This is a genomic window from Pseudomonas sp. MWU13-2105 (assembly GCF_023242315.1).
Lineage (GTDB): Bacteria > Pseudomonadota > Gammaproteobacteria > Pseudomonadales > Pseudomonadaceae > Aquipseudomonas.
On sequence record NZ_JALLIY010000004.1, the window covers coordinates 141565 to 155468 of the forward strand.

Annotated in this window: 13 protein-coding genes and 1 riboswitch; of the genes, 8 read left to right on the forward strand and 5 right to left on the reverse strand. The window is 63.8% G+C overall.

Going from position 1 to position 13904, the window contains the following annotated elements:
* Positions 1 to 22 precede the first annotated feature (22 nt).
* The 3 genes from M5B96_RS07135 to M5B96_RS07145 all read right to left on the reverse strand — a co-directional run bounded on the left by M5B96_RS07135 (position 23) and on the right by M5B96_RS07145 (position 2517).
* Positions 23 to 835, reverse strand: coding sequence for an aldo/keto reductase (locus M5B96_RS07135; protein ID WP_248796005.1), 813 nt, complete (start codon positions 833 to 835; stop codon positions 23 to 25).
* Positions 832 to 2007, reverse strand: a complete 1176-nt coding sequence (locus tag M5B96_RS07140) for an NAD(P)/FAD-dependent oxidoreductase (protein ID WP_248796006.1) — start codon at positions 2005 to 2007, stop codon at positions 832 to 834. Before M5B96_RS07140 ends, M5B96_RS07135 begins: the two co-directional genes overlap by 4 nt.
* A gap of 177 nt (positions 2008 to 2184) precedes the next feature.
* Positions 2185 to 2517: a DMT family transporter gene (locus tag M5B96_RS07145; RefSeq protein ID WP_248796007.1), complete on the reverse strand. Its 333-nt coding sequence runs from the start codon at positions 2515 to 2517 to the stop codon at positions 2185 to 2187.
* A 109-nt stretch (positions 2518 to 2626) separates the two neighbouring features.
* Between M5B96_RS07145 and M5B96_RS07150 the strand changes: the two genes are divergently transcribed.
* Together M5B96_RS07150 and waaA are read left to right on the forward strand one after the other, a co-directional pair.
* The gene (locus M5B96_RS07150; RefSeq protein WP_248796177.1) at positions 2627 to 3511 is read left to right on the forward strand and encodes a LysR family transcriptional regulator; all 885 of its coding nucleotides are present in this window, start codon (positions 2627 to 2629) and stop codon (positions 3509 to 3511) included.
* Positions 3512 to 3534: 23 nt separating this feature from the next.
* The gene (gene waaA, locus M5B96_RS07155) at positions 3535 to 4812 is read left to right on the forward strand and encodes a lipid IV(A) 3-deoxy-D-manno-octulosonic acid transferase (RefSeq protein WP_248796008.1); all 1278 of its coding nucleotides are present in this window, start codon (positions 3535 to 3537) and stop codon (positions 4810 to 4812) included.
* Positions 4813 to 4957: 145 nt separating this feature from the next.
* Here waaA and M5B96_RS07160 read toward each other — a convergent pair whose 3' ends face one another.
* The gene (locus M5B96_RS07160; protein ID WP_248796009.1) at positions 4958 to 6397 is read right to left on the reverse strand and encodes a TolC family outer membrane protein; all 1440 of its coding nucleotides are present in this window, start codon (positions 6395 to 6397) and stop codon (positions 4958 to 4960) included.
* 187 nt (positions 6398 to 6584) lie between these two features.
* Positions 6585 to 6690: riboswitch (TPP riboswitch) on the forward strand.
* A gap of 146 nt (positions 6691 to 6836) precedes the next feature.
* Here M5B96_RS07160 and thiC point away from each other — a divergent pair.
* Both thiC and cytX read left to right on the forward strand, forming a co-directional pair.
* Positions 6837 to 8726: a phosphomethylpyrimidine synthase ThiC gene (gene thiC, locus M5B96_RS07165; protein ID WP_248796010.1), complete on the forward strand. Its 1890-nt coding sequence runs from the start codon at positions 6837 to 6839 to the stop codon at positions 8724 to 8726.
* Between the two features lie 194 nt (positions 8727 to 8920).
* Positions 8921 to 10210 (forward strand): putative hydroxymethylpyrimidine transporter CytX, encoded by a 1290-nt coding sequence (cytX, locus tag M5B96_RS07170; RefSeq protein WP_248796011.1) that lies wholly within the window; start codon positions 8921 to 8923, stop codon positions 10208 to 10210.
* Here cytX and M5B96_RS07175 read toward each other — a convergent pair.
* A complete protein-coding gene (locus M5B96_RS07175) occupies positions 10179 to 10919 on the reverse strand; it encodes an RsiV family protein (RefSeq protein WP_248796012.1) in 741 nt (246 codons plus the stop codon). The genes cytX and M5B96_RS07175 overlap by 32 nt on opposite strands.
* 205 nt (positions 10920 to 11124) lie before the next feature.
* On the opposite strand from M5B96_RS07175, the gene M5B96_RS07180 reads away from it, so the two are divergent.
* The 4 genes from M5B96_RS07180 (at position 11125) to M5B96_RS07195 (ending at position 13881) form a co-directional block, all read left to right on the forward strand.
* Positions 11125 to 11742, forward strand: a complete 618-nt coding sequence (locus M5B96_RS07180) for an NUDIX domain-containing protein (protein WP_248796013.1) — start codon at positions 11125 to 11127, stop codon at positions 11740 to 11742.
* Positions 11733 to 12185: a DUF1249 domain-containing protein gene (locus M5B96_RS07185; RefSeq protein ID WP_121136163.1), complete on the forward strand. Its 453-nt coding sequence runs from the start codon at positions 11733 to 11735 to the stop codon at positions 12183 to 12185. Before M5B96_RS07180 ends, M5B96_RS07185 begins: the two co-directional genes overlap by 10 nt.
* A 138-nt stretch (positions 12186 to 12323) precedes the next feature.
* The gene (cpdA, locus tag M5B96_RS07190; protein ID WP_248796014.1) at positions 12324 to 13142 is read left to right on the forward strand and encodes a 3',5'-cyclic-AMP phosphodiesterase; all 819 of its coding nucleotides are present in this window, start codon (positions 12324 to 12326) and stop codon (positions 13140 to 13142) included.
* A gap of 130 nt (positions 13143 to 13272) precedes the next feature.
* Entirely contained in the window at positions 13273 to 13881 is a 609-nt protein-coding gene (locus M5B96_RS07195) for a YqiA/YcfP family alpha/beta fold hydrolase (protein ID WP_248796015.1), read from the forward strand.
* Positions 13882 to 13904 lie beyond the last annotated feature (23 nt).

The following is a 13904-nucleotide window of genomic DNA, read 5'->3' on the forward strand; positions in this document are numbered from 1 at the left end:
GGGGTCGGCCGCCTGGGCGGCATCAGTTTTGGCGAATGACCCGGGCCACTGTCGCCACGTTGTCGGCGAGGTGCAGCGGGTTGATGGTGCCGACAATAGCACTGGCAACGCCGGGCTGTGCAAATAGCAGTTCGAAGCTGGCCCGCACCGGGTCGATATCCGGCGCCAGGCAGGCGTGGCCGCTGGCCAGGGCTTTTTTCACCAGGATCGCCTTGCCATGGCTGGCAGCATAGTCAATGACCGGCTTCTCGCCCTGTTCGTTCAGATTGTAGGTGATCATCGCGCAATCACCTTGTTCCAGGGCCCTCAGGCCGCCTTCGACGGTTTTTCCGGAAAAACCGAAAGCACGGATCTTGCCTTCGCCCTTCAAGGCCGCGAGGGTCTGGTAGACCTCGCTGTGTTCGAGGATCGCCAGGTCGTTGCCGTCGGAGTGCACCAGCACCAGGTCGATAAAGTCGGTTTCCAGACGTTGCAGGCTGCGCTCCACGGAAAACCGCGTGTGGGCGGCGCTGAAGTCATGGCTCGACTGGCCGGCTTCGAATTCTTCGCCGACCTTGCTGACGATCACCCACTCCTGGCGTTGTCCGCGCAGTAGCGGGCCGAGGCGTTCCTCGCTGCGGCCATAGGCCGGCGCGGTGTCGATCAGGTTGATGCCCAGGTCGCGGCTCAGTTGGAGCAGGTGGCGAGCTTGCTGGTCGTCGGGAATCTGGAACCCGCGGGGGTATTTGACCCCCTGGTCGCGGCCGAGCTTGACCGTGCCCAGGCCCAGGGGCGAGACCCGCAGGCCGGTGCTGCCGAGGGCTCGATGCAGGTCGTGCAGGGTCGGCTGGCTCATGGTAGCAGTTGCTCCCAGGGGGTTTGCGCGATGCTCGGCTTCGGCAGTTCGGGCAAGCGGGTTGCCGGGCCCGGGCGGATACCGTCGCGTTCCAGGCTCTGCAGTACCCGGTCGGCGAAGTCCGGCGCCAGGGCCAGCTTGGTCGGCCAGCCCACCAACAGGCGATCCTGCTCGGCGAGGAAGGCATTGTCCGGACGGCTCAGGCCCGATTGCAGCGGTTCGGCGCGCTCGACCCGCAAGGTCGCCCATTGCGCCTGGCTCAGGTCGACCCAGGGCAGCAGGTTGCCCAGCTCCTTCTGGGCGCTGGCGATCTGCGCGGCGGGCTCGCGGGCGACGCCTTCGGCTTCGGCGATATCACCGCCGAGGTACCAGACCCACTGGCCATCGGCCGCCGGATGGGTGGTCACGGTAATGCGCGGCTTGGGGCCGCCGCCCAGGCAATGGGCGTACAGCGGTTTCAGGCTCGGGCCCTTGACCAGCACCATGTGCAAGGGTCGTGTCTGCATGGCCGGCTGGCTCAGGCCCAGGGTCTTGAGCAACGTGGCGTTGCCGGCACCGGCGCTGAGCACGATGCGCTGGGCGTGGATCTCCCGGCCGTCGACCCGTAGGCCGACCAGTTGCTGGTTGTCCAGCAGCGGCTCGATAGCGTGGCCGGCGAGCAAGCCGTCACCGGCCAGTTCGGCCAGGCGGGCGATCAGGCTCGGCACGTCGATCACCAGTTCCGCCAGGCGATAGACCTTGCCCTTGAAACGCGGGTCTTGCAGGGCGGGCGGCAGTTGCTCGCCCTTGACCTGATCGACCCGGCCGCGCACCGCCTTGCTGGCGAAGAAGCTGGTGAGGTTGCCGGCCAGGGTGCCGGGGGACCAGAGATAGTGGGCTTCGGACAGCAGGCGCACGCCCGTCAGGTCGAGCTCGCCGTTGCCGGCCAGGGCTTCTCGCCAGCGCCGCGGCATGTCGGCAATGGCTTCCGAGGCACCGCTCAGGGCACCGTGCAGGGCGTACTTGGCGCCGCCGTGGATGATGCCCTGGGATTTGACGCTCTGCCCGCCGCCGAGGCTGGCGCTTTCCACCAATACCGTCGAAAAGCCCTGGCGGTGCAGGCGCGCGTTGAGCCAGAGACCGGCAACGCCGGCGCCGACAATCAGGACATCGGTGGACAGAGCGGATGACATGCGGCGACCTCGGTGTTCAAGACAAGGCTCGCAGTATACAGGCTCATGAAGAGAGCATGCCCGGGCTGTGTGCGGGTAGTTGAGGTCGCGCAAGGTCCTGTGGTGAGCGGGCAAGCCCGCTCGCCACAAGAGCGCACTCGGCTTCAGGTTTTCTGAGCGATTGGCATTGGTGACGGCCTAGTGCCCGGCGGTCTTCGAGAACAGCTGGATCACTACCACCCCGAGCACGATCAGGGCCATGCCGAGCATGGCCGGGATATCCAGCTTCTGGCCGTAGAGAAACAGCGCGGCGACGCTGACCATCACGATGCCCATCCCGGCCCAGACCGCGTAGGCGACGCCCACCGGCACCGTGCGCACCACCAGGGTCAGCATCCAGAACGCGATGGCATAACCGACGATGATCAGCAGCAAGGGGAGCGGTGTGCTCAGGCCCTTGACCGCTTTCATGGAGACGGTGGCGATGACTTCGGCGCAGATGGCGATGGCCAGGTAGTAGTAAGCATGCATGGGGGCGATCTCTCGTATTTGGGCCTGCTGATAAGGTGGGCATTCTAGAGACTCACCAGATGGGGTAAAGTCATTACCTATCTGAAAATAAGATGGGTTGCCCGTGAGTATTCAGTGGAATCTGGAGCAGATGCGCCTGTTTGTCGGTGTTGCCGAGCAGCGTTCGTTTTCCGCCGTGGCGCGCGAGCAGCGCAAGGCGCAGTCGGCGGTCAGCAGCGCAATCGCCCTGTTGGAAACCGATCTGGGGGTGACGCTGTTCGAACGCAGCAGCGGTCGCCAGCCGAAATTGACCGAGGCCGGGGCCGCCTTGCTGGAAGAGGCGCGGGAAGTCTTGCGCCAGTGCGATCGCCTCAATGGCCGGGCGCTGGCCTTGATGCGCGGTCAAGAAGCATGTTTGCGCCTGGCGCAGGACGAGGCCATGCCCTATCAGCCGGTGCTCGACAGCCTGGAAGCGCTGTCGGAGCATTACCCCAGCGTCGAGGTGCAACTGGCCAGCGGCGCCCAGGGCGACGTGGCGCGCAAGCTGGTGGAGCGGCGCGCGGACCTCGGCCTGCTGTTCCACCATGACCAGATGCCGCAGACCCTGGAGCGGCGTGCGCTGGGCAGTGTCGAAATGGTCACGGTGTGTGCGGTCAATCACCCGCTGGCCGCGCAGCGGCGAGTCAACCGCCAGCAACTGGCCCGGCACCGGCAATTGCTCATTGCCCCGCAACAGAGCGGTTATCCCGGTGGAGAACAGCTCAGTCCGCAGGTCTGGCGGGCGGACTCCTTCTATGTGATGGCCGAACTGCTGATGCGCGGCCTGGGCTGGGCCTGGCTGCCGCGCCACGTGGTGCAATACCCGGCGTACCAGAACCAGATGGTCGAGCTGAGCAGCGAATGGACACCGCCGGCGCTGGTGGTGGAACTGGTCTGGCGTCGCGACGAACCCCTGGGGCCGGCGGCGCGCTGGTTGGCCGAACGCTTTGCCGAGCACTTGCAGGCGATTGGTTGAAAAAGCCGATAAACTCCGTCGCCATGAATAGAACTCTCTACAGCTTGTTGTTTCATCTGGGGCTGCCACTGGTGGCGTTGCGTCTATGGCTGCGGGCGCGCAAGGCGCCGGCTTATGCCCGGCGCGTCGGCGAGCGCTTTGCCCGTGGCCTGCCGGCGCTGCGCCCGGAGGGGATCTGGGTGCACGCGGTATCGGTCGGCGAGAGCATTGCCGCCGCGCCAATGATCCGCGCCTTGCTGGCGAAGTATCCGCAGCTGCCGATCACGGTCACTTGCATGACGCCCACCGGTTCCGAGCGGATCAAGGCGCTGTTCGCCGACGAGCCGCGGATCCAGCATTGCTACCTGCCTTACGACTTGCCGTGGGCGGCGGCGCGCTTTCTCGATGCGGCCCGGCCGAAGCTGGCGGTGATCATGGAGACCGAGTTGTGGCCCAACCATATCCATCAGTGCGCCAGGCGCGGGATTCCGGTGGCGCTGGCCAATGCGCGGCTGTCGGCGCGTTCGGCCAGGGGCTATGGGCGCTTCGCCCGCCTGACCCGGCCGATGCTGGAGGAAATGAGCCTCATCGCGGTGCAGACCGAAGCCGAAGCCGAGCGTTTCCGGCAACTGGGCGCGCGGCCCGAATGTGTCGAGGTGACGGGCTCGATCAAGTTCGACTTGAGCATCGACCCGCAACTGCTGGTGCGCGCCGCCGAGCTGCGTGGGCAATGGCAGGCGCAGGAACGGCCGGTGTGGATCGCCGCGAGTACCCATGAGGGTGAGGACGCGGTGGTGTTGGCGGCTCATCGGCAATTGCTGGACAGCTATCCGAACGCCTTGTTGATTCTGGTGCCGCGTCATCCGGAGCGCTTCGACAGTGTGTTCGCCTTGTGCCAGGAGCAGGGCTTTGCGACGGTGCGGCGTTCCAGTGGCGAGCCGGTCGGTGCGCAAACCGCGGTGTTGCTCGGTGACACCATGGGCGAGTTGCTGTTTCTCTACGCCTTGGCCGACAGCGCTTTCGTCGGCGGCAGCCTGGTCCCCAATGGCGGGCATAACCTGCTGGAGCCGGCGGCGCTGTGCAAGCCGGTGTTGAGCGGACCGCACCTGTTCAACTTCCTCGAGATCGCCGCGTTGATGCGCGAGGCCGGGGCGTTGCAGGAAGTCGAGGATGCCGAAGGGCTGGCGGTGGCGGTGCAGCGTCTGTTCGAATTGCCGCGTGATGCGCAGAAGATGGGCGAGGCGGGGCTGAAGGTGATGAAGGCCAACCAGGGCGCGTTGCAGCGCCTGCTGGATGGGTTGGGGCGCTTGCTGTCGCGCTAGATCCTCAATCAAGGATGAACACGATTTTGTGGCCGCAATACGTCCTGTAGGAGCAGGGCTTGCCCGCGAAGCTTTTGGCGCCAGTAAGGCCCCTTCGCGGGCAAGCCCTGCTCCTACAGGTTTCGTGGCGTTCTTAAGGTCCCGATCAATTCTTCGGATTACTCTTGAGATTGGCCGCGGCGGCCTTCGCCAGATCCGGCGGCAGGAAGTCCTTGTCCGGGTTGTAGTCGGCCTTCAGGTAGCGCTGCAGCTCGCTCAGGTCGCCCGGGTTCAAGGTGCCCGCCGCCTGCTTCAGGCGCAGGTTGTCGAGGATGTAGTCATAGCGGGTGTTGTTGTAGTCGCGCACCGAGGTGTACAGCTGGCGCTGGGCATCCAGCACGTCGACGATATTGCGCGTGCCCACCTGATAACCGATTTCGGTTGCTTCCAGCGCACTCTGGTTGGAGATGATCGACTGCTTGCGCGCCTGCACCTGTTCCACATCGGTATTCACCGCGCGATGCAGGTTGCGGGTGTTCTCCACCACCTGGCGGCGCAGGGCTTCACGCTGTTGCTCGGTCTGGCTCAGGCGCGAAGTGGATTCACGTACTTGCGAGCTGGTCAGGCCACCGCTGTAGAGCGGAACACTCAATTGCAGGCCGATGGTGGTCTGCTTCACCGGTCCCGCATAACTCTGGCCCAGCGCATTGGGGTTGCCCAGGCCGAAACCGTCGTTGTCGCCGGCCTCGTACTTGGCCACCGCATCGAGGGTCGGGGCATGGCCGGCCTTGCGCTGCTTGAGGGTTTCCTCGGCGGCGCTGACGGCGTAGTTGCTCGCCAACAGGTTGAGGTTCTGCCGGGCCGCGGTGTCGACCCAGGCCTTGGCGTCATTCGGGGTCGGCGCCAGCACCGGCAAGGTATGGACGATGCCCTGGATCGCGTTGTACTGACGGTTGGTCAGGGTGATCAGGGCTTCGAAGGCGTCTGCCACCGCGCGCTGGGCGACGATCCGGTTGGCCCGCGCGGTGTCGTAGCTGGCCTGGGATTGCAGCACGTCGGTCTTGTCCGACAGGCCGACGTCGAAGCGCTCGTTGGACTGGTCGAGCTGGCGCTTGAACGCCGCTTCCTCGGCCTTGGTCGAGGCCAGGGTGTCCTGGGCGCGCAGCACCGCGAAGTAGCTTTCGGCACTTTGCAGGATCAGGTTCTGCTCGGTCGCCGAGAGTTGCAGGGCGGCCTGTTCGTTGACGTCCTTGGCGGCCTGGTACTGGAACCAGCGGTCGGCCCGGAACAGCGGCTGGGACAGGGTCGCCTGGTAGGTCGTGGCGCTGCGGTTGAGGTTCATCGACGGCTGGTCGATGGAGGTCTGGACATTGTTCGTACTGGCACCGGCCGACAGGTTCGGCAGCAGGCCGGCGCGAGCCTGGGGCACGACTTCCTTTTGCGCGTCATAGTTGGCGCGGGCGGCGGCCAGGTCGGCGTTGTTGCCCACGGCTTCCTGGTACACGCTGACCAGATCGGTCTTGGCCGTCAGGGGCGTTTCAGCTGCCCAGACCAATCCGTTGGTCGCACAAGACACGGCCAGGGCCAGTGAAAGTTTGCGCAGCATGAGGCAATTCCTAGAGTAAATATTACGGTGGTAATGCGATGGCCGAGGCTACTGCCCGGCTTGCCCAGCGTCAAGAAGTAGCGAGTGTAGTGCCGGGGGCGGCTCGGCAACAATCCTGCATATCTGCCATTTATCCAGACGAATAAGGGCGAGATGGCATTATGTCGCAGTCTTCTCTACACTCGGCTGGTTCTTGTCGGGGTGCCTTGCTATGAGGCTGAGATCGGATAATTCCGGATCCCGTTGAACCTGATCAGGTTAGCGCCTGCGTAGGGAACAAGATTTCTCGTCCCCCGGCGAGTCCTCTTGTGCTTTGTCCGGGATGTTGTTCGACAATCGAACAGCGTTTGCCAGGACCGAGCACAGCACCAGTCCTGGTGTGTCCGTGCCTTTCAGGTTCGTCCCGACAATCCCCCTGGATACCGTCTGGAGAGCCGTGATGAGTACAAAAGCAAAAGATACCGCCAACCTCAGCGATTCAGCCAAGGTCGATGAGCAATCGGTGCAGCCGTTTACCCGTTCGCAGAAAATCTACGTGCAGGGCTCGCGCCCGGATATCCGCGTGCCGATGCGTGAAATCAGCCTGGATGTGACCCCGACCGATTTCGGCGGCGAGATCAACGCCCCGGTGCTGGTCTACGATACTTCCGGCCCCTACACCGATCCGAACGTGACCATCGATGTGCGCAAGGGCTTGGGCGATGTGCGCTCGGCCTGGATCGACAGCCGTGGCGACACCGAGCGCCTGGCCGGCTTGAGCTCGAACTTCGGCCAGCAGCGCCTGGCCGATCCTGAACTGACCAAGCTGCGTTTCGCCCACGTGCACAACCCGCGCCGGGCCAAGGCCGGAGCCAACGTCAGCCAGATGCACTACGCGCGCCAGGGCATCATCACCGCCGAGATGGAATACGTCGCCATCCGCGAGAACCTCAAGCTGGAGGAGGCCCGCGCCGCCGGCCTGCTCAACCAGCAGCATCCGGGGCACAGCTTCGGCGCGAGCATTCCGAAACAGATCACTGCCGAATTCGTCCGTGAGGAAATCGCCCGCGGTCGCGCGATCATCCCGGCCAACATCAACCACGTGGAGCTGGAGCCGATGATCATCGGCCGCAACTTCCTGGTGAAGATCAACGGCAATATCGGCAACAGCGCCCTGGGTTCTTCGATCGAGGAAGAAGTGGCCAAGCTGACCTGGGGCATCCGCTGGGGCTCAGACACGGTCATGGACCTGTCCACCGGCAAGCACATCCATGAAACCCGCGAGTGGATCATCCGCAACTCGCCGGTACCGATCGGCACCGTGCCGATCTATCAGGCGCTGGAGAAGGTCAACGGCGTGGCCGAGGACCTGACCTGGGAGCTGTTCCGCGACACCCTGATCGAACAGGCCGAGCAGGGCGTCGACTACTTCACCATCCACGCCGGTGTGTTGCTGCGCTACGTGCCGATGACCGCCAAGCGCGTCACCGGGATCGTTTCCCGGGGCGGCTCGATCATGGCCAAGTGGTGCCTGGCGCATCATAAAGAGAACTTCCTCTACACCCATTTCGACGAAATCTGCGAAATCATGAAGGCCTACGACGTCAGCTTCTCGCTGGGCGACGGCCTGCGTCCGGGCTCGATTGCCGATGCCAACGACGAAGCGCAGTTCGGCGAGCTGGAGACCTTGGGCGAGTTGACCAAGATCGCCTGGAAGCACGACGTGCAATGCATGATCGAAGGCCCGGGGCACGTGCCGATGCAGCTGATCAAGGAGAACATGGACAAGCAGCTGGAGTGCTGCGACGAGGCGCCGTTCTACACCCTCGGCCCGCTGACCACCGACATCGCGCCGGGCTACGACCACATCACCTCGGGTATCGGCGCGGCGATGATCGGCTGGTTCGGTTGCGCCATGCTCTGCTACGTCACGCCCAAGGAGCACCTGGGCCTGCCGAACAAGGATGACGTGAAGACCGGGATCATCACCTACAAGATCGCCGCCCATGCCGCCGATCTTGCCAAGGGCCATCCGGGCGCGCAGATCCGCGACAACGCCTTGAGCAAGGCGCGCTTCGAGTTCCGTTGGGAAGATCAGTTCAACCTCGGCCTGGACCCGGACACCGCGCGGGCCTACCACGACGAGACCCTGCCGAAGGATTCGGCCAAGGTCGCGCACTTCTGCTCGATGTGCGGGCCGAAGTTCTGCTCGATGAAGATTACCCAGGAAGTCCGTGAATACGCGGCCAACCAGCGGATCGAAGCGGTTGATGTGGAGGCCGCCCAGGGTATGGCGGAGCAGGCGGAGCGCTTTAAACGTGAAGGAAGCCAGTTGTACCAGAAGGTTTGACGCGACCTGAAGTAATAGGGCGCCTGTAAGGGCCTCTTCGCGGGCAAGCTCCGCTCCCACAGGATTTGAGTCGAGCCTGAGTTTTGTGCTCGACGGAAAACTGTGGGAGTGGAGCTTGCCCACGAAGGCAATAGCACGGGCAAGGACGCTCTCACGATAAAAAACACCTATCTCCTTCCCTTGGGCCAACCCTCTTGAACACTCCCAGCACCTACTCACCCGATCTCGCGGTCCCCGCCGACAAGCGTGTATTCGGCGCGCGCGATCTGTTTTCCCTGTGGTTCTCCCTCGGCATCGGCCTGATGGTCCTGCAAACCGGTGCCCTGCTGGCACCGGGGCTGGGCCTGTCCGGCGCATTGCTGGCGATTCTCCTCGGCACCCTGGTCGGCGTGCTGTTGCTGGCCGCGGTCGGCGTGATCGGCAGCGACACCGGCCTGTCCTCCATGGCCGCGCTGAAGCTCAGCCTTGGCCACTACGGCGCGAGCCTGCCGGCGTTGCTCAACCTGCTGCAACTGGTGGGTTGGGGCGCGTTCGAAATCATCGTCATGCGCGATGCCGCCAGCCTGCTGGGCGCCCGGGCGTTCAGCGTGGACAGCCCGCTGGCCAACCCGCTGCTCTGGACCCTGGTGTTCGGCGCGCTGGCGACCTTGCTGGCGGTCAGCGGTCCTTTGACCTTTGTGCGCAAGATCCTGCGTAAATGGGGTATCTGGCTGTTGCTGGCGGCCTGCCTGTGGCTGACTTGGAACCTGTTCGCCAAGGCCGACCTGGCGGCGTTGTGGGCCCAGGCCGGGGACGGCTCGATGCCGTTTGCCGTGGGCTTCGATATCGCCATTGCCATGCCGCTGTCCTGGCTGCCGTTGATCGCTGACTACTCGCGCTTCGGCAAGCGCGCGAAAAGCGTGTTCGGCGGCACCGCGCTGGGCTTTCTGATCGGCAATTTCTGGCTGATGAGCCTGGGAGTGGCCTACACCCTGGCATTCGCCCCCAGCGGTGAAACCAATGCCTTGTTGCTGGCCCTGGCCGGTGCCGGGCTGGGCATTCCGCTGTTGCTGATCCTGCTCGACGAGTCGGAAAACGCTTTTGCCGACATCCACTCGGCGGCTGTCTCCAGCGGCATCCTGCTGCGCTGGAAGGTCGAACACCTGGCCCTGGCCATCGGCGTGCTTTGCACCCTGATTGCCTGCTTCGCGCCGTTGGCGCAATACCAGAACTTCCTGCTGTTGATCGGTTCGGTGTTCGCGCCGCTGTTCGGCGTGGTGCTGGTGGATCACTTCATCCTGCGCGCGCGTAGCGCCACGGGCGCTTCGTCGTTGTTGCGCTGGCCGGCGCTGTTGGCCTGGCTGGGGGGCGTGTCGACCTACCACCTGCTGGCCAACTTCCATCCGGAGCTGGGCGCTACCCTGCCGTCACTGCTGCTGGCCGGGCTGCTGCAAGGGCTGCTCGGCCGGGCGTTCAGCGTCGGGCGGGGAACCGCTCGGGCTTGAGCACGCCGTTGAGGCGCTGGTACGGAATGTTCAGTTCGATCAGGCCCATGGCGTAAGGGGCGATGGTCGTCACGTTGTACTTGAGGATCACGCCGTCGCTGGCCAGGGTGACGTTCGGGGTTTTCTGGAAGGGCCAGGACGCAATGAAGTCCTGGTCCAGCCGGTTGTTGATCTGCCAGTTGTTATGGGCCACCTTGGCCAGCTTCCAGAATGTTTCCTCCTCGCCCGGCAGCAGCATGTCCTGCAAGCCCAGGACCTTTTGTTCCTGACGCGACCAGGTGAGAAAGCCGCGCCCCGGCATGCCATGTTCACCGCCGTCGTCCAGGTAGCTGGAGAGCTCGACGATCACCAAGCCGTCATGCTGCTCGCGTACCTTGGCTTGCAAATAGCTGCTGTGGCCGCTTGCGGCGCTGGCGAGGAACTCTTCGCGATAGATCTTGAGCGAAGCCGGCAGCGGCCCGTTGGCGGAAGTGCGGCCCATTTGCAGCAATGCCCGCTCTACCGCGGCGTCGAGTTGCGGCTCATCGGGGAAATGCACGGTATCGATGTTCACCAGCGGGCAATCCGGATTGTTGCAGCCCGGCTTGATCTGTTCGGAGGGGTCGCTCTTGACGTTCAACGGGGTCTTCAGGCTCGGCTGGAACAGGCTCTGGCAGGCGCCCAGGGTCAAGGCGATGGCCGTCAGCGCGGCGATTTTAAAAAACGACATGGGTGTCCTTCGTCAGCGAAAGAAAGGTCAAGTGATCGTGCTTCGACTGTCAGCGGCGTACTCGGTTCGCCACTAAGCTAATTAGAGTAGGTTTCAGGGGCGCCCGTCTATCCCGGCGAGGGGAAAGGGGCTGCATCATGGCACTTCGGCGCGTTAGGATGGCGCGAAGTCGAGGGACAGCCTCGCTATCGCAATGGGGAAGATGATGACGGACAGCGCCAAGACCAGCCCGACCACGGTCGAGGTCATCCTGCGGGAGAACTGCTTCAAGGGTTTCTACCGACTTGATCGGTTGCACCTGCGCCATGAGCTTTTTGACGGCGGCATGGGCAATACGATCAATCGCGAAGTCTTTGTCCGGCATGATGCGGTGTGTGTCCTGCCCTACGATGCCCGGCGCGATGAAGTGCTGCTGCTGGAGCAGTTCCGGGTCGGCGCCATGGGCAAGGCGGAGAATCCCTGGATGATCGAGCTGGTCGCCGGTCTGATCGACAAGGACGAAGAACCGGAAGAGGTTGCCCACCGCGAGGCACAGGAGGAAGCTGACCTGAACCTGACGGCCTTGTGGCCGATCTCGCGGTACTTTCCGTCGCCGGGGGGCAGCAACGAATTGGTGCATCTGTACCTGGGGCGTTGCGACACCGAAGGGGCTGGCGGCCTGTATGGGCTGGCAGAAGAAAATGAGGATATCCGTGCCACGGTCTGGGCCTTCGAAGATGCCCTGCAAGCCGTGCGCGATGGACGAATTGCCAACGCGGCGTCGATCATTGCCTTGCAATGGCTGGCACTGAACCGCGCTGAAGTGAGGGGGTTATGGTCGTAAGTCTGTTGCGCGAGCGTTATCGGGTTGACCTGGCGGGGCTGCAAGCGGCCTGCGAGGCCAACTATGCGCGCCTGATGCGGTTGCTGCCGCAGATGCGCGAGCAGCAGCGCGCGCGGCGCATTGCCATGACCCAGGGGGAGCAGATGCTTGGCGTGCTGGCGCTGGAGGTGTTGCAGGATAATCCCTACACCACCACCTTGCTGGTGCGCCAGGAACACAGCCTGCCGTGGTTGCCGGTGCCACAGTTGCAGGTGCAGGTCTACCACGACGCGCGCATGGCCGAGGTGATCAGTGCCGAGCACGCCCGGCGCTTTCGCAGTATCTATCCGTATCCGAACTCGGCCATGCACCAGCCGGACGAAAAAGCCCAGCTCAATGTGTTTCTCGGCGAGTGGTTGAGTCACTGCCTGGCTTGCGGCCATGAATTCGAGGCGGTTCGTTAGGTTGTATCCGGTTAAATGTGAAGTGTGTCCGGTTCAGCCATTTCCTCTTTGCCGATTCCCCGACCATAATTGCCTGCGGCGCGATTTCCTAACCGAACCGTCCAATACGCCCCCCTCAGTATTTTGCAGGAGAGCCTCTTGCCGAGCCTATCCACCCAGTCGACCCCGGCGGACACCGTGCTGCTGGTGCAGCTGTCCGACAGCCATCTGTTTGCCGAGGCGGACGGCACGCTGCTGGGCATGAATACCCGCGACAGCCTGCAACGGGTCATCGACTGCGTGCTGGCGGAACAGCCCGGGGTCGATCTGCTGCTGGCCACCGGTGACTTGTCCCAGGACGGCACGGTGGCCTCCTATCGGCAGTTCCGCGAGCTGAGCGAGGTGATCGGCGCACCGGCACGCTGGCTCCCAGGTAATCACGACGAGTTACCGGAAATGGCCGCGGCTGCTCATCACAGCGACCTGCTCGAACCGGTGGTGGATATCGGCAATTGGCGGATCATCCTGCTGGACTCCGCCGTGCCGGGCTCGGTACCGGGCTATCTGCAGGACGAACAGCTGCAGTTGCTGGCGCAATCGCTGAGCGAAGCGCCGCAGCGCCATCACCTGGTGTGTTTCCATCACCATCCGATTCCCATCGATTGTGCCTGGATGGAGCCCATCGGCTTGCGCAATCCCGAGGCGCTGTTCGCCGTGCTGGACCGTTTTCCCCAGGTTCGCGCGCTGCTCTGGGGGCATATCCACCAGGAACTGGACCGCGAGCGCAACGGCGTACGTCTGCTGGCCTCACCCTCCACCTGCGTGCAGTTCACGCCGGGCAGCGAGAATTTCAAGGTCGATGACCAGGCGCCAGGTTATCGCTGGCTGCGCCTGCATCCGGACGGACGGTTGGAGACGGCGGTTTCGCGGGTCCGCGGCTTCGATTTCGAGGTCGATTACGGCGGTACCGGCTACTGATCACTTCTGCTTAACAGGTAGGAAACGTCTCAAGGCGAGTCAGCGCGCCGGAGTCAGGCTAAACTGCGCGTCTTTGCCTGTGCGCTGCCTGGCCCTTGTGTGCGGGAGCCAGCCAATGGAGAGAGATCAGATGTCCGGTTCGATCCTGTATATCCACGGTTTCAACAGCTCGCCGCTGTCGAAGAAGGCCACTCAGCTGATCCAACTGATGGAACGCCTGGGCCTGGACGCGCAGCTGCGGGTACCGGCCTTGCATCACCATCCGCGACAGGCGATGCTCCAGCTGGAAACGGCGATTGCCGAACTCGGTCGTCCACTGCTGGTCGGCAGCTCGCTCGGCGGCTACTATGCGACGTGCCTGGCCGAGCGCCATGGCCTGAAGGCGTTGCTGGTCAACCCGGCGGTGGCGCCGCACCGGATGTTCGACGGCTACCTCGGTCCGCAGCAGAACCTCTACAGCGGCGAGACCTGGGACCTTACCGTCGATCACGTGACGGCCCTGGCCGAACTGGAAGTCCCGGCCCCCCAGGACCCGCAACGTTTCCAGGTCTGGCTGCAGACTGCCGACGAAACCCTGGACTATCGTGCCGCCCAGCAGTATTACCGGGCCTGTGCCTTGCGTATCCAGGCCGGCGGCGATCATAGTTTCCAGGGCTTTGCCCAACAATTGCCGGCTTTGCTCAGCTTTGCCGGCATCGGTGCCGATACATACCAGGCGATCGATTTCTCGCTGCTCTGATGCCCTGACGCACGGAGCCTTGA